Source organism: Campylobacter concisus, assembly GCF_002913545.1.
Lineage (GTDB): Bacteria > Campylobacterota > Campylobacteria > Campylobacterales > Campylobacteraceae > Campylobacter_A > Campylobacter_A concisus_AV.
On sequence record NZ_PPBR01000085.1, the window covers coordinates 1 to 21,643 of the forward strand.

The following is a 21,643-nucleotide window of genomic DNA, read 5'->3' on the forward strand; positions in this document are numbered from 1 at the left end:
ATGCTTGGCGGATATAACTTGCATTTTGCATTTGCAAGCGCTCTAAAGGTAGCTAGTGCTTTAAAAAATAGCTAATTAAATAGAAGTGAAATTTAGCTAGTGGCAGATAAAACTGCCACTAAATTTATTATTTTTTACTCAAGCTTACAAGCTCGAAAAGTTTCTTATCTGATTTATAAATTTTGTTCTTATCTTAAGCAGGGATAAATGTTTGGAAATGACTTAAATTTACTATCTTGGCGTAACACCTTAAAAATAAGAATGTGTAAATTTCTCATTTTGCTCACTCTTGCTATCGCCTGTTTTGGCTAAAACTTTATCTCTAAACTCACAAAGTCCCCAAAGTCCAGCTCTGACCTTATAAAATTCTTTATTAGTCTGCACTATCCGTCTTATACTAGCAAATGGGGTTTTGCTGCCCCAAGTGCTAACATCAGTTTTATGGTAAAGATCAAAAAGCGTTGTCATGCCACCAAGGCTAGCTAACGCTTCTATTGCACACTCTTTTTGGTTCATTTCTCGCTTAGATACTCTTGCAAGCTTTTTACTTCAAGTGCTTTGCCAGTTTGAACTGTGCTTAGTGACTTAGCAGCTGCAAGTGCTGCACGGATAGTTGTAAAATATGGAATTTTAAATCTAAGTACATTTTGGCGGATCTTTTTGCCATCATCCACGCTTGATTTAGTATCGCTTGTATTTATAACAAGTGCTATGTCGCCATTTTTTAGTCTATCTTCGACGTTTGGTCTGCCCTCGCTTATCTTATAGACAAACTCAGCCTCCACGCCAGCTTCGCTTAAAAGTGCAATATTTATAAATTCTGGCTCCTTTTCGAGACCAACAAAGTCTCTACCTAACGAATTTCTAATACAAGCATATTTATTGCATATCTTGCTAGCAAATTTATCTAAAATAACAAATCAAATGCAGAATTTACTAAAAAGAAGAATTATCTAGATTAATCAAATAGCAGCAGGTATTTTTGATATGAAATTATAAAATTCTTTTTTATCTATCTAAAGCGTTTTGTAATAAGTTAAAACAAAAAATTTATGAATAAATTTACGTTTAAATGGTATCAGACTTAGGAGCCTTAATAAACTTTCACTATTATGCTTCTTTGATAAAGCTGACAGCCTCATGTGGATTTGCAAATATATGCTCGCTAAACTGCCTTAAATCAGACTCTTTACCATATCCGCATGTAAGGCCAACGCCCGTTATAAGAGCAGCTTTAGCAGCCTTTAGATCCATTATGGTATCGCCAACCATAAAGGCATTATCTTTTTCTTTGTCTAGTCTCTTTAAAGCTGAATTTATAGGTTCTGGATCTGGTTTTGGATTAACGACATCATCTCGTCCAACAACCGTTTTTATAAATTTCATAACGCCCAAATGCTCAAGTAAAATGATAGAAAATTTTGATGTCTTTGTCGTAACAACACCAACATCAGCAAACGTGCTAGCTTCTTTTAAAGCATCCATAGCATGCGGTAAAAGCACAGTCTCATCTAAATAGATCTTCTCATAGCAAGCTTTATACTCTTTTACATAGTCGGCAAGCAAATTTTTATCTGCACCGAGTTTTTCAAACATTATTTCAAGCGGATATCCTACTAGAGATTTTAGTGTATCATGATCTGGCACTTTTTTATCGTGAGCCAAAAACGCCGCATCAAAGCCTTTTAAAATAGCAGAAGTAGAGTCTATAAGTGTGCCGTCTAAGTCAAAAAGTATAGTTTTTTTCATGATAATCTCCGCAGAAATAAAAAAGGGCTCAGCCGAAGCCAAGCCCTAAAGAAGTAATTTTAAATAATAAAATTATTTATTGAAAGTAGCTTCAACACGTCTGTTTTGAGCGCGACCTTCTTTAGTTTTGTTTGTAGCGATTGGTTTAAGTTCGCCATAACCAACTGTAGAAATTTTAGCTTTTTCTACGCCGTAACCAGCAAGAACCTCAGCCACTGCTTTTGCTCTTTTTTCAGATAGTTTTTGGTTGTAAGCTTCTGCACCTACGCTATCAGTGTGACCAGCAAGTACAACTTTATAATCTGGGTGTTCACCCATAAAGTCAGCTACTTTTTTGATCTCAGCTGCATATTTTGGTCCAACTTTGTAGCTATCAAATGCGAAGTTAACATCTAGGTCTCTAAGAACGATAACTTTCTCGCATCCTCTTTCGTCAACAACTACACCAGCTGGAGTGTTAGGGCATTGATCGATATCATTTGGCACGCCATCATTGTCATCATCAAGAACTGGAGCTGGAGCTGCTGCTGGAGCTGCTGCTGGAGCTGCTGCTACAACTGGAGCTGCTTTTGAATCAAGACCGATGCCAAAGCCTAGTGAATAGAATAGGTTATGATCAGCGTGCTCAAATTTAATAGCATCTCTTGCCTCTGCTTTAAGAGCAAATCTATCAGTTACTTGATATCTTAAACCAAGACCGTATTGACCAAAACCGCCATCTTCGTTTTTAACAAAAATAGCTGGAACATCTTCATAACCAGCGCCGATTAAACCATATAGGCTAACTGGTCCAAAATCAACGATATTTTTTACAAGGTTAGCGTGGTATCTAAGAGCTCTACCCTCTCTTACAACGTTACCTGTTCTCTCTTTAAGTTTTTGAGAGTAATCAACACCAAGTTCAACTTGATCAAAGAAGAAATCTTCAAGGTTTCTAGCCGCTCTAATACCAACAAAATTGTGGTCTTTTACACGTAAATTTCCTTCTGGATGAACACCACCGATAGTTGGAGTGATCTCATAGTTGTATGCTGCGTTAGACGCAAAAACCGCTGTTGCGGCAACCATAGCTAAAGCAATCTTTTTCATAATAGAATTCCTTTCAAATAGGGATTATTTTAAAGTGGTTTCATTTTAACTAAAAAAATATAAACCAACTCTAAATTCTAATTTAATTAATAATGTAAATTCGAAATTTACATAACCTAAATTTTGCAAATGCAAAAGCACTTGCAAAAAACCATTAACGTTTAGAGAATTGTGGGCTTCTTCTAGCCTTTCTTCTACCAAATTTCTTACGTTCAACAACACGAGAATCTCTAGTTAGCAAGCCTTTTGGTTTAAGTGCCGCTCTAAAATCAGCATCCATATCAGCTAAAGCACGTGAAATGCCGTGTCTTAAAGCCTCAGCTTGTGCTGAATAACCGCCACCTAAAGTTGTAGCTACTACGTCTATTAAACTCTCTTGTTTTGTTACTAAAAGTGGTTGAATAACTTTAAGCTTGATAGCCTCGTGACCGCCAAGCCAAGTGTTAAGATCCATACCATTTACTACGATTTTACCGCTTCCAGACTTTATCCAAACCTTTGCTACGGCAGTTTTTCTTTTACCAGTTGCATAAACTTTTGCCATAATTATTTTCCTTCTTTTTTAGCTATTTGTGCCGTATGAGGATGCTCACTGCCAGCATAAACTTTTAGTTTTTTTATCATCTCTCTTCCAAGTTTTGTCTTTGGAAGCATGCCACGAACAGCTAATTTAAATAGTTTTTCTGGCTTATTTGCTATCAAATCGCCAAATTTCTCGCTCTTTACGCTGCCAAAATATCCTGAGTGTCTGTGATAAAGTTTATCTTCAGCTTTGTTATTACCAGTAAATTCTACTTTAGAAGCATTTATGATGATAACATAGTCGCCACAATCTACGTTTGGCGTGAAGCATGGTTTGTTTTTGCCACGAAGTATAGTTGCTACCTCAGTTAGCAATCTACCAAAGCGCTTACCAGCTGCATCAACCACGATCCAGTCTCGCTTAACTTCGTTTGGCTTTGTTATTTTTGTCATTTTCTTACCTTTGCCAAGTTAATTTTTGAGTTGTGATTGTATTTAAACAATGCTTTGACAAAGCTTAAATTAAGTAGCGTTTAAACTTCAATATATGAAATTTTGCCCTCAAGTGCATAGAAAATGACGGCGATTATACTATGTTTTTCATAAAATTTAGCGAGCGCATCTTTATACTCTTTCACTTGTTTTTTGTTCTCTTCTATATTTTTATCTGTCGTTTTATAATCAATCACGCAAATTTCACGCTCATTAAAGCAAAAAAGATCCATCTGCTTTAGCTCATTTTTTACTTTAAATGGCTGCTCTTTATAAATTTCTTTGCCCTTTATGCACTCTATAAATTTTGGCTCTTTTATAAGCATTTTTGCCCTAGCAAAGGCATCTTCAAGTGCCTCAAGTGACAAAAATTTATGAAATTTATTTAGCATCAAATTTTTAGCTTTTTCTAGTGAAATTTCATCAAATTTCTCGCTCATCTCAAGCAGATAGTGAAACGCCAGACCAAAATATATCGCACTTAAATTTTTACCACTCGTCTTTTGCTCTTTCGCCTCAACCTCTTGCCTCTCTATCTTTAAAATTTCAGGCATTTTTTCATCATTTTTTGCCTCTTTTTGCTCGCTCTTGCTAGGCAAAATTTTGCCAAAGCTAAACTCTTTTAGATCAAGATAGTCATTTGCTTCGCTCTTGTCACTTCTTGTGTAAAATGAAAAAAAGCTTGGGCTGTTTCCGCTTGGTACGGCTTGTTTGATGATGATGAGCGACTTTGTTGCCCTTGTGAAAGCGACGTAAATTTTATTGATATTTTCTTGCTTTTCAAGCTCTTTCATCTGCTCTAAAACGCTTGCGTAGTCGCTATCAAAATTTTCCCTGCCAGAAATTCTGCTCTTTACGATCCACTCGCCTTTTTCGCTGTATTCGGTTATGAAATTTGAATCATCACCCCTACCCTTGCCCATCATGTCGCAAACTATGACGTTATCAAACTCAAGCCCCTTTGACTTATGCACGGTCATCACTCTCACGCCGTCGCTACTTTTTGGGCTGATTTTAGAGCTAAAATTTTCAAGGTTAAATATAAAATCACTTAAATTTTTATACCCCGCGCTTAGCTCAAACAGTCTCAAGATATCAACGTCTGCCATGTTTATGCCTAAATTTTTAGCTAGGTAAAATAGGCTATTTGTCGCGCTCACTTCTGGCTTTATGCTTAGTTTTTTGACATTTGCATTTACTAGCGCTTTTACATTTTTTTCATAAATTTCTTCTTTAAATAGGCAAAATTTTGCATACTCGATGATAGCAGCGACAAGCGGCGTTCTTTTTAGCTCCAAAGTGCCTTCATTGACGCTTTTTATCCCTGCGCTACTAAGCACTTCTGAGATGAGGCTAATGTCGCTATTTTTCCAGCAAAGCACGGTTATATCGCTTGCATTTACGCCAGCTTTTAAAAGCTCACTTGCTTGCGAAACTACCGCACCTGCGATATCTTCATCACTTAGCACACGCAAGTAGCCGTAGTCGTCTTTTTCTACTTCAAAATACGCACACTCGCCACTTACCTCATAATTTAGCGTCTCATCTTTTTTAGCTGGCTCTTGTGGCTCAAAACTAAGCCCATATCTATGATAAATTTCTTCAAAAACGGCGTTATTAAATTTCACCAAAGCCTTCAAACTTCGGTAGTTGCTTGGCAAATTTTCTATATCTATCTGACTAAAATCATCTCCAAGCTTGTCAAAAAGCTCCTTTTTGCCACCCCTAAATTTATAGATACTCTGCTTCGTGTCGCCCACGTAAAAGAAGCTTCCAAGCCCGTTTTGTCCGTATCCAGAGACGATTTCAGCGATGAGTGGCAAGATGATCTCATACTGGATCACGTTTGTATCTTGAAACTCATCAACTAAGAGGTGATTTATCCTGCCATCAAGCCTAAAATAAAGCGCCTCTTTATCCAAATTTTGCACCAAAAGCTTAAAAACCAGCTTGTTTATACCAGCAAAACTTAGCGCATTTATCTCTTTGTTTAGCTCCAAATTTGAAGCCTTATAAAGCTTTAATAGCTTGCTAAAGCCACTTAGCCTATACCTTTCGACCTCTAAAATGTAGTTTTTCGCTGCCTCTTTTAGCTCAAAAAAGAGCCTATCAAGCTCACTTGTGTAAATTTTGCTAAAAGTGCGGTAGTCTAGGCTTTCTCTAGCAAAAACCTTACTCTTAAATAGCTCAAATAAATTCTGCTCGCCAAATGTCTTTTTGGCCACATCGCTAGCGCCATTTTGCAAGGCTATATGCTCATTTATCGCCCTTTGCGCCGCCCTTACTTTGCTATCATCTGGATAGCTTGCGCCACTATCTTTTAGCTCGCCGCCAAAGCTTTCATAAAATTTCGCCAAAGTCTGCGAAAAGCTAGCCTCTTTTTGGCTTGAAATGATCATCATAAGTGCTAGCTCACTAAGAAGCTTTTTATCCTTGCTCGCCTCTTTTACAAATTTTTTCCACGCCAGATCTTGCAAACTATCTTGCACGCTATAGTCTGGACTAAGCCCTAAATTTTGGCTAAATTTCTTCAAAATCCCAGAGAAAAATGCATCAAATGTATAAATTTTTAGCTCGCTTTGCAAAAAGACGCTAAGCCTCTCATCTCGCCTTTTTATCGCCTCATCTTGGCTTATATCAAGCTCTGCGCACACCGCTTCAAGCTCGCCTTTTTTGTTTTGCAAGTCCAAAAAAGTGGCGATTATGCGCTCTTTCATCTCGTTTGCTGCCTTTTTTGTAAAAGTTAGAGCGACGATCTCGTTTATATTTTCGCCTCGAAGCACCAAAGCGATGTAGCGAACGCTCAGCGCAAAAGTCTTACCGCTTCCAGCACTTGCTTTTAGGGCTAAAAAATTTTTCATAACTCTCTCCTACAAAGTGTGACGTATTCGCAAAATGCGCAAGCACCGCTCTTTCTTTCAAAGTTTATCTTGGTTTTGTTTATGGTTTTTAGCTTTTTTATCTCGCCGCTTAGATCCTCTACGCTTTTTTTAGAGCTAACTAAGCTAGGCTCGTTTTTTAGGGCATAGTAGGCACTTCGCACCTTGCCGCCATAAAGTGCTTCATAAAATGCAAGCTGGAGCGAATTTACATTTGCTTCGCCCGTTTTGTAATCAAGTATAAGCACATCGCCGTTTGCGCCAACGTCGATCCTATCGATAAATCCCTTTATCTGTACGCCACAAAACTCGCTTTGCACCTCTTTTTCGCACTCAAGCACCCTAAAACCGGCCCTTAAGCGCTCGTTTTCATAAATTTCATACTCTTTAAATTTATGCGTCCAAATTTCAAACTCAAGTGGCGTAAGATTTTGCTTTGCTAGCATCTCTTTAAAAACGGCTAGATCAAAGGTGTTGTTTTGCTTATAAAATTCACTCGTATAGTATTCAAAAAGTGCGCTATGAACGCTATTTCCTTGCTTTGTGCCAAGCTCGCTTGCAATAGCTTTTGGCGCATCTATGTGGGCTATCTTTGTGTAGTAGTATTTTCTTGGGCAGGTTAGAAATAAATTTAGCGTCGAAAACGAGAGTGGATTTGCGAAGAAATCATGCTCTAAAATAACCTCATCATCACTTAAATTTAAGCTCGCCTCTCCCTTTAAAAATAGCTTCAAATAGGCCTCGTCGCTAAATTTTTCATCTTTTATCGTTTTGAAATTTTTTAAAAATCTTGAAGGTATGCTCTCTTCATTTACGCAGCAACTTATCGCCACTTTTTTGGCGTTATTTATGAGGCTTTCGTAGTAAAATCTCTGCAAATTCTCGCGCTCAATATAGCTTATAAGCCCAGCTTTTTGCCTCACTTTTGAGTTTAAAAACATCTCGTTTGCGCTTCTTGCTGGGATGAAGTTGTCGTTAAAATCAACTATGATGACGCCATCAAATTTCATCCCACGGCTCTCTAGCATACCCATGACGCTGATCTTTCCGCCGCCCACGTCGTCAATGCTTAGGCGCGAGATATTTAGCAAGAAAATTTCACTTAGCTGTTTTAAGCTAAAGCTAAAATACCTGCATAAATTCTCCATCCTAAAAAGCTCAAGTGCGAGCTTCTCTTCGCATCTTGGCTCATTTTCAAGCACCAAAAGCTCATCCATTAGCTCTTTAAATTTGCCAAATTCACACAGCTCAAAATAGCCAGCCTTAAATTTCTCAAAAAGCTGCTCGCTCACGCCAAATTCGCTTAAGATAAATCCAAGCTCCTCGTAGCTCTCACACTTGCTTTGATCAAAAACTGGGCTTGCCTCTTCATTGATCGCTCTTGTGATGTAGTAAAGTGCCTCATAAAATTTTGTATTTTTAAAGCTCTCACCCATAGCGTAGTTAAAAATTTTAGCGCTATCATGAAGCCTTAAAATCTCGCTAAAGCCCTCATCTGGTAAGATCACTGCGATATTTTCAGGCTTTATGCCCTCACGCACAAACTCGCTCGCCTTTGCCATAGCGTAGGCACACTGCAAGCTTCTTGTGGCGAAATTTCTTACTAAAACTGGCTCAAATTTTGTGATATTTTCTAGGCAAACTAGCTCATTTGTGTTTAAATTTAGCTCATATTTTTTATAGTTTTCAAACTCGCTAATGGCTGAAATTTGCCTTATCTTTTCGATTAGTTTTTTATTAAAAACGCTAGTTTGAAAGATAATTTTTAGCGTGGTTAGTTTTGAAATTTTCTCTAAAATTTCCCACTCAAACTCGCTTAAAATGCCATCAATGTGCAGTGAAATTTCACTAAAACTTTTTATGTAAGCTTCATTTATCGAGTAAATTTTTGGCAGGGTTATATCATCATAAAGATCCTCTTTATCAAGCAAGCTCTCATACTCTTTTAAAACCGCTTCAAGTATGCTTAAATGCTCCTCGAAATCAGCGTAAATGTCGTTAAATTTTATCTCAGCAATGCTCTTTTTGCTGATAGCTAGCTCTTTAAAAAATGAAAAAAGATAGTCGTTATTTTTCAAAAACTCAAAAAACTCAGTTGGGATTTTAAGCACCGAGTTTGCCTCTTTGACGCTGGCACAGGCTCTGTTCATAAGCACCAAAGCGTAGGTGCTATCGCACTCAAAGCGGCCTTTTACAAAAACGGCCTTTTTATAAAACTCGGCGATACTTAGGCTCTTTGGGATTAGCTCGTCATTAAAACCAGCGTTAAATTCCCTGATCTTACGCGAGTTTGTAAAGACGAAAAGTTGATTTAGATTGCGCATTTTTCTCTCTTAAATTTTTAAAAAATGATAGCCAAAAGCTGATAAAAGAGCGCTTTTTCTCACTTAAGCTAAGCTTTGAAAATTTTTCTAAATTCATTAAAAATTTAAGCCTTAAAGTGCTGGGGGATACAATTTCAAAAAGGAGCAAAAATGCATAAAGAGTTAAACAGATCTGGCTTTTACTACGGCTTTCCGGTTTTGCTTGCCACCACAAAAGATCAAAAAGGGCGAGACGATATCACCGTGCTTTCATCGTCTTGGACGCTAGGAGATAGCGTGGTGCTTGGCATCGGAGTTGATAACAAAGGCTATAAAAACATCCAAAATGGCTCAGATATCACGCTAAATTTATGTGATGAGAGCTTGCTTGAAGCTATAAAAAAGATAGAAAAACTAACAGGCGACGAGGAGGTGCCGGAGGAGAAAAGAGCCCTTGGATACAGCTATGAAAGCGATAAATTTAAGGTAGCAAATTTGCACAAAGAGCCAGGCATAAAGGCAAAAAGCGTGCGCATAAAAGAGTGCAAGATACAGATAGAAACGATCGTAGAAAAGTGCGAGATAAAGGAGTGGTTTTGTATAGTCACTTGCAAGATAGTTGGCATCTTTGTGGATGAAAATTTGTTAAAAGATGAAAAGCTAGATACTAAAAAATACTCGCCTCTAATCTATAAATTTAAAGAATACGTCACAACTGGCAAGCGTTTGGGATTAAATTTTGGCTTTAAAGAGGTTTGAACTGGCGTTTTGGCTGGCTAGAAAGTAAAAATTTAAATTTGATTTTGACCTTGGCTAAAAACTTTTAGATGCAAATTTAGCCCTGCTATCAAGTCTCAAAAGCTCGCCGCAAACAGCCTTTGCACGCTTACATATATCTAAAATTTCATTCATTTTCGCTCCTTAATCTATAAAAACCGTGCGCAAGCGTCCTGCTCCCGCAAGCGCGGCATGGCAAATTTTAGCGACGCGTCTACTAAATTTACCTTTAAATTTGACTTGATTATAGCCAAATTCGCCCGAATTTTATGCGAGCGAAAAATACGCTATAATCGCCAAAATTTATAAAAAGGAAGCAAAATGGGCGGAATAAAAGAGTTTTTAAAACACGAAGCCAGCGGCGGGATTTTGCTGATGATCGCTACGGTCGCGGCGCTACTGTGTCAAAATACGTTTTTGAGTGATTTTTACAACGAATTTTTAAAGACCAAATTTACCGTGAGCTTCGGCGAATACGGACTAAGCAAACCCCTGATCTTGTGGGTGAACGACGGGTTGATGGCGGTATTTTTCTTTCTCATCGGACTTGAGCTAAAGCGCGAGGTGCTGGAGGGCGAGCTAAAAAATCCGTCGCAAATCGCGCTGCCTGCCATCGGCGCGGCAGGCGGCCTGATAGTGCCCGCGGTTATCTTCTATCTTTTTACGAAGCACGACTCCTTCGCACTTGGCGGCTGGGCGATACCGACGGCGACGGATATCGCGTTTGCTCTGGGGGTTTTGAGCCTACTCGGGCCTCGCGTACCGACTAGTTTAAAAATTTTTCTCATGACGCTAGCGATCGTCGACGACCTTTGCGCGATCGTGATTATCGCGCTATTTTACACGAGCGAGCTTAACGCCCAAATGCTTGCGGTCGCGAGCGTTTGCCTAGCCGCACTTTTTGCGCTAAACAGACTCGGCGTAAAGAGCAAGGCGGCGTATCTAATCGTAGGCGCGGTGATGTGGGTAGCGGTGCTAAAATCTGGCGTTCACGCCACGCTTGCCGGCGTCGTGGCGGCCTTTTTCATACCGCTTAGCTTTAAAGACGAGCCGGGCAAATCTATGCTAAAAAGCATCGAGCACGACCTGCACGGCTGGGTGGCGTTTGGCGTGCTGCCGATATTTGCCTTCGTAAACGCAGGCATCTCACTGCGAGGCGTCGGACTGGACGAGATTTTGTCTCCGGTCGCGCTAGGCACGGCGCTGGGGCTTTTCGTCGGCAAGCAAGTCGGAGTATTTTCTTTTAGCTTTTTGGCAATCAAATTTAAACTAGCCAAGCTGCCAGAAGGGTCAAATTTCATCCAGCTTTACGGCATCGCCGTGCTTTGCGGCGTAGGATTTACGATGAGCCTTTTCGTTAACGGCCTAGCCTACAACGACACGGATGCCTTTGCCTACACCGACAAGCTCGCTATCTTGCTAGGTTCGGTAGTTTCGGGCGCCGTCGGGTTTATATTGCTTAAATTTAGCGCCAAAAACTAAAGCGCGCGCATAAAAGAGTGCAAGATACAGATAGAAACGATCATAGAAAAGTGCGAGATAAAGGAGTGGTTTTGTATAGTCACTTGTAAGATAGTTGGCATCTTTGTGGATGAAAATTTGTTAAAAGATGAAAAGCTAGATACTAAAAAATACTCGCCGCTCATCTATAAATTTAAAGAGTACGTTAAAACTGGCAAGCGTTTGGGCTTAAATTTTGGCTTTAAAGAGGTTTGAGTAAGCGTTTTGGCTGGCTAGAAAGTAAAAATTTAAATTTGATTTTAACCTTGGCTAAAAACTTTTAGATGCAAATTTAACTTACTTTGTAGCGTTAAAATCAAATTTATAATATCTCGTATCTTGCTTATCATTTAGCCTTAAAAGTAGCTGCCACCTGCCCTCTTTTAGTCCAACACTCTCGCTTACAAGCTCGTTTTCTTGCCATGAGGCGCTTAATGTTTTGTTATCTTTGTTTGTTTGTGGGCGGGTTAGTAAAATTTCATAGCTAAGGCTTGAAATTTTGCCATTTTTTGGCGTTAGAAGAAATTTAAACTTACCCTGCAAACCTTTAAATGGCTCAAATTTAAGGTCAAATTTCTCATCAAACCTAGCCTCGCTCTCTTTTATAAATGTGATGTTTTCATCGACGCTTTGATGAGTTTGCATATAAGCGCTATCCATCTCGACTGGGTTGTTGATCGCAACAACGATGGTCGCGGCACAAGCCAAGATGATAGCGACTATGCTAAGCACGATGCCATAAGGCCAAAAGCTCTTTTTAGCCATTTTTTACCTTTTTATAAAAGATTATGAGCACGAAAAATGCAATCAAGCCGTAGATGAAAATTCGCAAGAAATTTAAGGTCGTCTTGTTCGAGCTGCCGATGCCGCTTTCTAGCTTTAAATTTAAGCTCTCAGCGATCTGCTCGGCGATATCAGCGTAGCCGTTTAAGATAGCGGCGTTATAGACATCTTTGCCGTTTTTTGAGACCAAAATGGGGATAATGGTACCTGATTCTGGGCTTACACTTAGAATTTGCTCTTTGTTAAAGAGCTTTGAAGTGTTTGTATCGCTAAAAATTTCAACCTTTTGTTTATCTTTTATGAGCGCTAAAAACACAAAGGGCGAGCTTAAATTTTGCTCTTTAAAAAGCGCGTCCAGCTCGCCATCTTTATATACGCCAACTATTAAATTTATGCCACTTTTTTGATAAAGCTCGCTGCCGATCTCATTTAGCTTTTGGCTCACTTTTTGGCTTAAAATTCCATCATCATTGATAACAAAATTTGCACCCCAAGCCAAATTTTGCCACAGCAAAATGATAAAAATGAGTGCAAATTTCTTCAAGCTTAGCCTACAAATAGGTGATTTGGCGTAAGTACTGACCAGGCACAAATGGCGCCTGCGACGACTATTAGCAGGATAATGGCTTTTTCTATTATGCCTAGCATCGCTACTCCTTTACAATGACGTGTTTAGCGTTATCTACGCTCTTCATCTCGATGCTAGCTGCATCTTTTAGTGAGTAAGGTTTGGTTGCGACCTCTTTTTGCAAGCCGATGCCAACGTATGTAAGCACCGCTAGGATAGAGAGCAAAAGCACCACCGCTATTAAAAATCCGCTAATGCCGTTTAAGGCAAAGATATTTCTATTTTTATTTTCCATTATTCGCCCTTTGATAGCGATATGACGTACTCGCCAACTGCGCTTTGCTGGATCTCATTTAGCCTGCCATCATTAAATTTAGGCATAGTGCCGATCGCTCCTTTTTTGCCGTGATTTAGCACGTCAGCCACAAGACTAGCTGAGCCATATTTGCTAAGATCGACCGACATACCATCCATGCCCTTGCCATCTTCGCCGTGACATGAGGCACATGCAGCGTAAAGCTCTTTGCCAGTGGCTACTAAATTTTCATTTTTAGTGCTTTTTATCGCGCTTATCTCTTTAGCTACGTAAGCTGCGATCGCCTTTGCGCCATCAGCGTCAGCTAAGCCTGCTGGCATCTCGCCCATAGGGTATTCAAGCCCTTTTGAGCCATTTAGTATAGTCTCGACTATACCTTTTTCGCTGCCCCAAATTTGTAAATTTGCAGCCTTGCCGCCTATGCCATCGCCTGTGATGCCGTGACATGCTGAGCACTGCACGAGATAGATACTTTCGCCCATAGCGTGAAGCGTCTCTTTGCTTGGGTTTGCATACTCTTTTTCAAATTTAGCGTTTGCCTCTTTGACCTCTTTGTTGTACTCGCCGATTTGTGAGTAAGAATTTAGTGGGTAGCCTAGCAAATAGTACCAAACCGCCCAAACTAGCGCTAGTAAAAAGACGACCGCCCAGCCAAGTGGGACAGGGTTTTTGTATTCTCCTATGCCGTCCCAGTTGTGCTCGCTAAGCTCAACACTCTCATCTTTTTTAACCTTCATCTGCCCTACATACCTGCCAGCTACAACGATGGTAAGCACGATGATTAGAGCTGCTCCTATAAGAGCTAGTAAATTTACATTATCTTCTAAATTTAGCCATTGCATACGCTCTCCTTTGTAGCCTTACGCTCTAAAATTTCGCCACCGATCTCATCGTTAAGCGCTAGTTTTGAGTACTTCTCATAGTTTCTTCTACCAGTTTTTTCGCTCTTATAAAGATGAAAAAAATAAGCATACAAAGTGATCGCCAAAAATGCTGTCAAGAAAAAATAGCCATAAGCTTGAAACTCTCTAATGTTCTCCATCTTACGCTCCTACTTTAGGCTATTTAGATAAGCGATCAGTGCTACGATCTGGCGAATTTCACCTTTTTCAAATGCACTTTTTACCTGCTCATCTTTCATATTTTCAACGATAGCTGCAGCCTCAGCCTTGACGTTAGCATTTGTCTGCTCTAGCGTGCCAAGAGCTGGCATATCTTTTTCGTCATAAGGCGTGTTAAAGACCTTTTTGACCGTTAGCGCTTCAGCGTAAGCAGTCTCTATGTCAGCATTTTTCTTAAATAAAAATGGATATGCTGGCATGATCGAGCCTGGTACTACTGAGGCTGGATTTAGCATGTGATTTTCATGCCAGTCAGTCGTTCTATAGTTGCCCACACGCATAAGATCTGGGCCTGTTCTTTTTGAGCCCCAAAGGTGCGGACGATCATAGGCAAATTCGCCACTTAGCGAGTACATACCGTATCTATCAGTCTCAGCTTTAAACGGACGGATCATTTGAGAGTGGCAAGTGTTGCAGCCATTTTGCATATAGATGTTTTTGCCAGCTAGCTCTAAAACGGTGTAAGGCTTTGTGCCCTCAAGCGGTCTAGCTCTGTTTGCAAAGTCTGGTAAAATTTCAACTATGCCAGCGTAAGCGATGACTATAAAGACGCAAACTGCAAAAAAGAATGGATTTTTTTCTAACCAAGCAAACATCACATCACCTCCGCGCTAGCTTTTGCCCCGCCACCCATAGGCGAAGCGCTTTTTGGCTCTGCTAAGATAGCTTTAGCAGAAGTTGATTTGTAGATATTATAAGCAAACATCAAGAAGCCAACTAGATAAAGAAGTCCGCCAATAGCCCTTATATAGTAGTATGGGATAAGCACGACAACCGTATCTATAAACGAGTAGAGTAAATTTCCGTAGCTATCAGTCGCTCTCCACATCATACCTTGCGTGATGCCAGCGATCCACATAGACGCGAAGTACAAGACGATACCTGTTGTTTGTATCCAAAACTGAGCTTCCATTAGCGACTTTGAGTAAATTTCACGCTTAAACACGCGCGGCGTCATGTGATAAAGTGCCGCCATGATCATAAAGCCAACCCAGCCAAGTGCGCCGTCGTGAACGTGTCCTGGTACCCAGTCAGTAAAGTGCGCTAGAGCATTTACAGACTTAATAGAAAGTATCGGGCCTTCAAGTGTCGAGAACATATAAAATGTCGAAGCTAGAACCATAAATTTAATAAGCGGACTCTCTCTAAGCTGCGCCCACTCGCCCTTCATCGTAAGAAGGATGTTTATCGCTGAGCCCCATGAAGGCAGGATCAAAACGATAGAAAAGACTGAACCCATAGTCTGCATCCAATCAGGCGTAGCAGAGTATATGAGGTGGTGTCCGCCAGCCCAAAGATAGATGAACATCAGACCCCAAAATGAAAATAGCGATAATTTATATGAAAATATCGGCTGACCGCTCTCTTTTGGTAAGAAATAATAAATTTGAGCGATGATCGCCACTGTAAAAACGAATGCAACCGCGTTGTGGCCGTACCACCACTGAACCAAAGCGTCGTTTGAGCCAGCGTACATAGAGACAGAGTGTAGCCATGAGCCATATCCGCTAACAAGTCTTGTTGGAACTTCCATGTTGTTAAATAGATATAGCATCGCAACGCCTAAAAATGTAGCGATGTAGTACCAAACTGAGATATAAAGTGTCTTTTCACGGCGGATACCGATTAGGCCAAATATACTAACACCCCAAAGTACCCAAACAACAACCACTGCGATATCTAATGGCCACTCGAGCTCGGCATACTCCTTAGCTGTGCTCTCACCCATAAAAAGCGTAACAACAGCTAAAATCATAACAAGCATATATAGCCAAAAGTGAAGCTTGCCGATAAACATCAAAAATGGCGACTCGCTCATCGAGACCTTTAAAACACGCTGTCCGATGTAGTACCAAGTGGCAAAGATGCCTGAGAGCATGAAGCCAAAAATGATGCCATTAGTATGAAGAGGACGCAACCTCCCAAACGCCGAATATTCGCCGGCTATGTAGTTAAGCTCTGGACAGGCCATTTGAAAAGCTATAACTACGCCAACAACCATGCCTATGATACCAAAGAGTATCGTGGCAAACATGAATAGCTTTGCTACACTATAATCATAGTGTAGTAGCTGAGATGGTCGCATAAAATATCCTCCTAGTTAAATTTATATTAATGATTCGTTATTTTAAAGTATAAGGACTATAAAAAAACTTAATTAATATAAATTATCTTTTACTAAGAGATCTTTCGCTCTATTTTATAACCAAGCCCTGGGACATTTTTTATAAAACTACTGCCAACTTTATCTCTGACACGTTTAACAAAGGTTCTAATAGCAGCTTCTGTAACACTTTCACCAACCCAAACAACACTTTTAATCTCATCATGCAATACAAGAGTACCAAATCTTTTTATAAGCAATGACACAAATGCAAGCTCTTTTTTAGTAAGTGAAATTTCAACACCTTCTCTAATTAACACACGTTTAATCTTATTAAAACTATATCCATTTCCAATTTTGATGATATTTGTTGTTTCTATCTTATTTTTTGCAACATTTTCTATAGTTTCTAAAAAATCACCTGGCATGATTGGTTTGATAAGAAATTTATCAATACCAACATCAATAGCCTTCAATAAAGTTTCTTTTTCACAATGAGTACTCAAAATTATAATTGGAGTATCTTTAGAAATTTCTTTGATGCATTTCGCCATATCAAGACCATCAATAATTGGCATAAAAACATCGGTAATTACCATATTTGGATTATATTTTTTAAATTTTTTCAAACCTTCATCACCGTTTTGAGCTGTAATAACCTTCTCAAAATTATCAATTAATATATCATAAATAATCTTTTTGCTATCACTATTGTTTTCGACTAGTAAAACGGTTAGATTTTTTAAAATTCTACTCATTTACTTTCTCCTTATGTGGTAACTTTATTAAGAAACAGGCTCCATTATCGCTGTTGCCCGCTGTTATTTCTGCGTTAAATTGATCGATTATTTGCTTTGACATATAAAGTCCTAAGCCAGTGCCTTTGGCATCTTCTTTGGTGGTAAAATATGGCTTAAAGATCTCATCTATCACATTTTTATCTATGCCACCACCATTATCTTCTACGCTTAGGTAAGCAAATTTTTCATCGCTATCAATCTTTATTTTTATATTTTTATCTTCTATCTTTTGTAAATTTAGTGCGTCTTTTGCGTTATTTAGTAAATTTATGATGACTTGCATGAGCCTATTTTTATGACCATAAATTTTAGAGTCCCCTAGCACCTCAAGCTCTATATGAATGCCCTCTTTTTTCATTACACCTTTTACGATCTGTATCGATGCTCTAGCTGCGTCTGCTAGGCTAAATTCTTGAGAAAGTGTGTTTGGATTTAAAAACGAGCTAAACTCATCAGTAGTTTCTGACATATACTTTATGATCTGCATAGCCCTCTCATAAGAGCCGATAAATTCACCATCTTCGTCACCAGCGAGCTTTTTCATCTTATATAAAACTAGGCTTAGCTCATTTAGCGGCTGCTTCCACTGGTGAGTTATATTTGCCATCATCTCGCCCATCATCGCAAGCTTAGCAATCCTTATGCCATCGCTACTTGATAAAAAATTTTCATCTAAATTTAAACTAGGCATTTGCTCTATATCCTAAAAATGATAGATAAAGTCCGTTTAAGATCATTATGCAAGCTGAGAGCTTAAACATGATCTCTTTAAATTTCTCTCTTAGTAAGCCAAAAACAAAACTAGCTAGCAACATCGCTGGTAAGGTGCAAAGCCCGAAGATAAGCATTATTAAGGATGCGTCAGCTACGTTTGCACTTAAAATTCCAAGCGCTAAGAAATAATAGACCACGCCACAAGGCAAAAGACCATTTAAAAAGCCAAGCAGTAAGAAATTTGTCAAATTTCTCTTTTGCACGCTTGTTTTTGCCATTTTTACTATAAATTTAAGTGCTTTTTCACTCTCAACAAATTTTAAAAGCTCGCCCCTAAAAAGCAAGGCGATACCGATAAATGCGATCACTAAGCCAACTATGAAAAATATCACGCCTCTTGCTTGCATACCAAAACTAATAGCTGCTCCAAAAGCGCCAAACAAAGCTCCCAAAGCCACATAAGCAAAAATTCTAGCTAGGTTATAAAGCGTGCTTAGCATTAAAATTTCACTCTTGCTTTTGCCTTTAAAAAATAGAGCTTGCAAGCTCAAAAACCCGCTACACATACCCACACAATGACTAAAGCTGCTCAAAAGCGCAACTGAGATAATCATGTAAAGGCTTATGTTTTGCATATTATAAAATTTCTAAAAACTGCTTAAATATATATTTGCTCTCGTTAGGGCCGCTGCTTGCTTCTGGGTGGTGTTGCACCGAGAAGATCGGATAGTCCTTGTATCTTACGCCCTCGATCGTGTTGTCAAATAAATTTCTATGTGTCACAACCGCTACTTCTGCGATGCTCTCTGGCACGTTGTAGTTGTGATTTTGCGTTGTTATCTCGATCGCTTTTGTCTCTAAATTTAAGACTGGATGGTTTGCTCCGTGCTGACCAAATTTAAGTTTATATGTCTCGTATCCAAAGGCATTTGAAAGCAACTGATGTCCAAGGCAGATGCCAAATATCGGGATTTTTGCCTCTATCATCTTTTTGATCTCAGCGATTTCGGCCTTTAAATTCTTTGGCTCGCCTGGACCATTTGATAAAAATACCCCGTTTATCTCGCCATTTTTAAATTTATCTATCAAAACTTCAGCCTTAGTATCGTGTGGCACGACGATGACCTCAAGACCGGTTTCGCATAGTTCATTTAGAATATTTCTCTTTACGCCAAAGTCAAAAACAGCTATCTTTTTGCCGATACTTTTTAGCGGTTTATATGACTTTAAATTTCTATCCCAAGCGCCTTTTTTGTGCTCATACTCATCCATTGCGCTGACTGTTTTTACATAGTTTATATTTTCTATCCGTCCGCTACTTTCAAGCCTGCGTTTTAGCTCGTCTTTGTCGCTTATCTGCGTTGAGATATAAGCCATCAAAGCGCCTTCATCACGTAGCATTTTTGTCAAATATCTAGTATCAACGTCATAAACGCCAAATTTGCCCTGCTCTTCGAAAAATTTGCCTAAAGATTTTTGCGAGCGGTAGTTTGAAGGAATTTCATTGTAGTTTCTCATTATGACGCCACTTGCGTGAATTCTAAGGCTCTCCATATCATCTTCGTTTATGCCAACGATGCCGATCTCTGGCATAGTAAAGACGATAAACTGACCAGCATAGCTTGGATCGCTCATGATCTCCTCATAGCCAGTCATTGAGGTATTAAAAACGAGCTCGCCTGCACACTCGCCGTGAGCACCAAAGGCTTTTGCCTCTAAAAAAACGCCGTTTTCAATGTAAATATAAGCTTTCATTAAAGCATTCCTCTTTTTTTAAGCTCATCTTGATACAAACGCTCGAAAATCAGGTCGTATTCGTCAGTTCCAGGGATAAGTTTGCGTTTGTAGTTTTGCATCATCTCATAGACGCTATCTTCTATCTTCTCATAACTTTTTAGATACTCATCTATCGAGCTATAAATGACATTTTTCACGCGATTTTCTGATACGTTATACTCGACTAAATCGCTCTTCCAGATAGCTTCAAGTATCTTGTGGGCAACATTGCTAACTCTATCTTCATGAGTTAAAATGACGTCAAATTCGCCAGCAAGTTTCTTTTTAACGAGCCAAAACATATTTTTGCGGTCGATTTGCATAGTTTGCATCTCGTCCTCGTTTTTCTCTAAAAGCTCATTTACTCGCTCATCTAGCGCTCTTTCTTTTTGAACGTCAGTAGTTAAAATTTCACTTGCTTTTGCTACGATTGGCTCGATACCTTTGTTTAACTTTACAAAACCACAGTTTAAAAGATCTATTGCTATTTTATGTGAGACATAAGGTACGTGTGGAAGTTTTATGCGCATTTTAAACCTTTAAATTTTTATGCCATTGTAACTAAATAAAGGTAAAACTTTACTTTGAAATTTTAACGACTTTATCATTGTCACTTCTTAAAAAATAAATTTCTCTTCGTCCATCATAAAGGACTTTGCCGCTTGTTTTTTGCTCGCTTTGTAAATTTGAAGATAGATCCATCTCAAGTGGCTTACTCATAAAATAAGCCTCGCCCAAGCTTCGTCCAAAATCAGGATACCAACTAAGTGCGCAAAGCACAAGCAAGAGCAGATAAAAGGCTCTAAAAATTTTCCTAAATGGCGCGTAAAAGAAACAATAGCCAAATATAAAAAACACAGGTAAAAGCCACAAAAAAGGCACATTATCCACAAAAATCACATTGAAATACTCGTTTATGCCATAAAATGAAAAGTAGTTGTTGTAAATTCCGACAAATAGCGTAAAAATAGGAGCAAGAACAAATATAATGCCAGTAAAAAATGCATTAAAAATTTTCATAAGCTCTCCTTTTTTCGTGGGATTATATTAAATTTTAGCTTTATTATTGCTCTAAATTTTTTTAGCTAAGAGCTTTTAAACTCCAAAATGTCACAAATTTTCAAATAAGGGGGAGTTAAAACGATAAATTTAAGATGAGTGTGACATTTTTTAGATAAAAAACAAGAGATTTTTTTGAAACTTTTAAGGTAAAAAAGAGAAATTTAAAATTTAGCCTTTGCCATAAAAGCAAAGACTAAAAGGAAGTTTATTAAGCTTTTTTCTTCATATCAAATTTATTAGCCATGAAACCAACAAGACCAACAAAGAAAAGACCACCGCAGATGTTACCAAGTGTAACTGGAAGCAAGTTTTTGCTTAAGAAATTTGTCCAGTTGATGACATCTAGTTTATCAGCTGTAGTGTGAAGTAAAGCTGCTGCAGCGTTGATATCGCCACCACTTGCTGCTATATAGTGAGCTTTAGAGATGATAGCTTCAGTGATGATGAACATATTTGCAACGCAGTGCTCCATTGAGCAAGCAACGAATGCGCCGATCATCCACATAATGGCAAAGAATTTACCAGATAGGTTGCTCTCGCTTGTCGCAGTCCAGATAGACATACAAACAAAGACGTTACAAAAGATACCACGAAGAAATAGCTCGTGAAATGGTGCTGTGATCTTGCCAATAGCTGCTGGCACGAAGTGTTGCAAGATGTAGCCGTCGTATTTTAGTGGCAAACCAGAGTAGTAGTACATATAAGCGATCAATGCACCGCCAACGAAGTTAAATATCCAAACGATTACCCAGTAGCTTATGGTTTTGCCAAGTGGCAATTTACCCTCATACGCACTAACGCCGCTTAAAACAGAGCTAGTAAATAGGTGACCGCCATAAAATACAACCATCATGAGGCCGCAGCTAAATGTGATACCACCGATGAAGTTTGAAAGACCGATAGACTGTTTTTCAGCCATACCAACTGTTGAGTGAGCCCAGAAGATATCACCCATTGCAATAGCAGCACCAGCCATGATAGCAAGGAAGATAATGCTTACAAGTGGCGTATGAGCTTTGTGCTCCATAGAACTTGACACCGCTTGAGCGGTTTCTGCCGGATTTAACATCACGTCTCCTTTTTATTTA

At 39.0% G+C, this 21,643-nt stretch carries 24 protein-coding genes and 1 pseudogene; 3 read left to right on the forward strand and 22 right to left on the reverse strand.

Annotated features, from left to right (window positions below; translation table 11 throughout):
* Positions 1-249 precede the first annotated feature (249 nt).
* The 8 genes and pseudogenes from CYP05_RS04755 to CYP05_RS04790 form a co-directional block, all read right to left on the reverse strand.
* Positions 250-516, reverse strand: coding sequence for a hypothetical protein (locus CYP05_RS04755; protein ID WP_103642152.1), 267 nt, complete (start codon positions 514-516; stop codon positions 250-252).
* A pseudogene (locus CYP05_RS04760) lies at positions 513-803 on the reverse strand (hypothetical protein); the annotation flags it as partial. The gene CYP05_RS04755 and the pseudogene CYP05_RS04760, both read right to left, overlap by 4 nt.
* A 307-nt stretch (positions 804-1,110) precedes the next feature.
* Positions 1,111-1,749 (reverse strand): HAD family hydrolase, encoded by a 639-nt coding sequence (locus CYP05_RS04765; protein WP_103642153.1) that lies wholly within the window; start codon positions 1,747-1,749, stop codon positions 1,111-1,113.
* Positions 1,750-1,821: 72 nt separating this feature from the next.
* Entirely contained in the window at positions 1,822-2,838 is a 1,017-nt protein-coding gene (locus CYP05_RS04770) for an OmpA family protein (RefSeq protein WP_009294838.1), read from the reverse strand.
* Positions 2,839-2,992: 154 nt separating this feature from the next.
* Positions 2,993-3,382 carry a 30S ribosomal protein S9 gene (gene rpsI, locus CYP05_RS04775; protein WP_002939337.1) on the reverse strand — a complete coding sequence of 130 codons (390 nt, stop codon included), beginning with the start codon at positions 3,380-3,382 and terminating at the stop codon, positions 2,993-2,995.
* A 2-nt stretch (positions 3,383-3,384) separates the two neighbouring features.
* Entirely contained in the window at positions 3,385-3,813 is a 429-nt protein-coding gene (gene rplM, locus CYP05_RS04780) for a 50S ribosomal protein L13 (RefSeq protein ID WP_002939292.1), read from the reverse strand.
* 80 nt (positions 3,814-3,893) lie between these two features.
* The gene (locus tag CYP05_RS04785; RefSeq protein WP_103642154.1) at positions 3,894-6,713 is read right to left on the reverse strand and encodes a RecB-like helicase; all 2,820 of its coding nucleotides are present in this window, start codon (positions 6,711-6,713) and stop codon (positions 3,894-3,896) included.
* A complete protein-coding gene (locus tag CYP05_RS04790; protein WP_103642155.1) occupies positions 6,710-9,055 on the reverse strand; it encodes a PD-(D/E)XK nuclease family protein in 2,346 nt (781 codons plus the stop codon). Before CYP05_RS04790 ends, CYP05_RS04785 begins: the two co-directional genes overlap by 4 nt.
* Before the next feature lie 150 nt (positions 9,056-9,205).
* On the opposite strand from CYP05_RS04790, the gene CYP05_RS04795 reads away from it, so the two are divergent.
* From CYP05_RS04795 to CYP05_RS10145, 3 genes are all read left to right on the forward strand, one after another.
* Entirely contained in the window at positions 9,206-9,793 is a 588-nt protein-coding gene (locus tag CYP05_RS04795; protein WP_103642156.1) for a flavin reductase, read from the forward strand.
* Between the two features lie 339 nt (positions 9,794-10,132).
* Positions 10,133-11,293 carry a Na+/H+ antiporter NhaA gene (gene nhaA, locus CYP05_RS04805; protein ID WP_103642157.1) on the forward strand — a complete coding sequence of 387 codons (1,161 nt, stop codon included), beginning with the start codon at positions 10,133-10,135 and terminating at the stop codon, positions 11,291-11,293.
* Positions 11,294-11,398: 105 nt separating this feature from the next.
* A complete protein-coding gene (locus tag CYP05_RS10145; RefSeq protein WP_258031521.1) occupies positions 11,399-11,527 on the forward strand; it encodes a hypothetical protein in 129 nt (42 codons plus the stop codon).
* Positions 11,528-11,608: 81 nt separating this feature from the next.
* Here the strand turns inward: CYP05_RS10145 and CYP05_RS04815 are convergent, their stop codons facing one another.
* The 14 genes from CYP05_RS04815 to CYP05_RS04880 form a co-directional block, all read right to left on the reverse strand.
* Positions 11,609-12,076, reverse strand: coding sequence for a FixH family protein (locus CYP05_RS04815; RefSeq protein WP_103642158.1), 468 nt, complete (start codon positions 12,074-12,076; stop codon positions 11,609-11,611).
* Complete coding sequence (locus CYP05_RS04820; RefSeq protein ID WP_103642159.1) at positions 12,069-12,638, reverse strand: hypothetical protein; 570 nt, start codon at positions 12,636-12,638, stop codon at positions 12,069-12,071. Before CYP05_RS04820 ends, CYP05_RS04815 begins: the two co-directional genes overlap by 8 nt.
* 106 nt (positions 12,639-12,744) lie before the next feature.
* A complete protein-coding gene (locus CYP05_RS04825) occupies positions 12,745-12,957 on the reverse strand; it encodes a DUF4006 family protein (protein WP_021084770.1) in 213 nt (70 codons plus the stop codon).
* Positions 12,957-13,820 (reverse strand): cbb3-type cytochrome c oxidase N-terminal domain-containing protein, encoded by an 864-nt coding sequence (locus CYP05_RS04830; RefSeq protein ID WP_103642160.1) that lies wholly within the window; start codon positions 13,818-13,820, stop codon positions 12,957-12,959. The genes CYP05_RS04825 and CYP05_RS04830 overlap by 1 nt, the downstream gene beginning before the upstream one ends.
* Entirely contained in the window at positions 13,808-14,020 is a 213-nt protein-coding gene (locus tag CYP05_RS04835) for a cytochrome c oxidase, cbb3-type, CcoQ subunit (protein WP_002939259.1), read from the reverse strand. Before CYP05_RS04835 ends, CYP05_RS04830 begins: the two co-directional genes overlap by 13 nt.
* Before the next feature lie 9 nt (positions 14,021-14,029).
* Entirely contained in the window at positions 14,030-14,695 is a 666-nt protein-coding gene (gene ccoO, locus CYP05_RS04840; RefSeq protein WP_002939297.1) for a cytochrome-c oxidase, cbb3-type subunit II, read from the reverse strand.
* Positions 14,695-16,185: a cytochrome-c oxidase, cbb3-type subunit I gene (gene ccoN, locus CYP05_RS04845; RefSeq protein WP_009294848.1), complete on the reverse strand. Its 1,491-nt coding sequence runs from the start codon at positions 16,183-16,185 to the stop codon at positions 14,695-14,697. The genes ccoO and ccoN overlap by 1 nt, the downstream gene beginning before the upstream one ends.
* 92 nt (positions 16,186-16,277) lie before the next feature.
* Positions 16,278-16,961 (reverse strand): response regulator transcription factor, encoded by a 684-nt coding sequence (locus CYP05_RS04850; protein ID WP_009294849.1) that lies wholly within the window; start codon positions 16,959-16,961, stop codon positions 16,278-16,280.
* Positions 16,954-17,694 (reverse strand): sensor histidine kinase, encoded by a 741-nt coding sequence (locus tag CYP05_RS04855; RefSeq protein ID WP_103642161.1) that lies wholly within the window; start codon positions 17,692-17,694, stop codon positions 16,954-16,956. Before CYP05_RS04855 ends, CYP05_RS04850 begins: the two co-directional genes overlap by 8 nt.
* On the reverse strand, positions 17,687-18,331 hold the full coding sequence (locus tag CYP05_RS04860; protein WP_103642166.1) for a sulfite exporter TauE/SafE family protein: 645 nt from the start codon (positions 18,329-18,331) through the stop codon (positions 17,687-17,689). The genes CYP05_RS04855 and CYP05_RS04860 overlap by 8 nt, the downstream gene beginning before the upstream one ends.
* A 22-nt stretch (positions 18,332-18,353) precedes the next feature.
* Positions 18,354-19,472 carry a glutamine-hydrolyzing carbamoyl-phosphate synthase small subunit gene (gene carA / locus CYP05_RS04865; RefSeq protein ID WP_103570631.1) on the reverse strand — a complete coding sequence of 373 codons (1,119 nt, stop codon included), beginning with the start codon at positions 19,470-19,472 and terminating at the stop codon, positions 18,354-18,356.
* The gene (locus CYP05_RS04870) at positions 19,472-20,023 is read right to left on the reverse strand and encodes a DUF507 family protein (RefSeq protein ID WP_103642162.1); all 552 of its coding nucleotides are present in this window, start codon (positions 20,021-20,023) and stop codon (positions 19,472-19,474) included. The genes carA and CYP05_RS04870 overlap by 1 nt, the downstream gene beginning before the upstream one ends.
* A 49-nt stretch (positions 20,024-20,072) precedes the next feature.
* Positions 20,073-20,513: a hypothetical protein gene (locus tag CYP05_RS04875; RefSeq protein ID WP_002939255.1), complete on the reverse strand. Its 441-nt coding sequence runs from the start codon at positions 20,511-20,513 to the stop codon at positions 20,073-20,075.
* Between the two features lie 250 nt (positions 20,514-20,763).
* Positions 20,764-21,624 (reverse strand): formate/nitrite transporter family protein, encoded by an 861-nt coding sequence (locus tag CYP05_RS04880; RefSeq protein ID WP_035142401.1) that lies wholly within the window; start codon positions 21,622-21,624, stop codon positions 20,764-20,766.
* Positions 21,625-21,643: the final 19 nt, after the last annotated feature.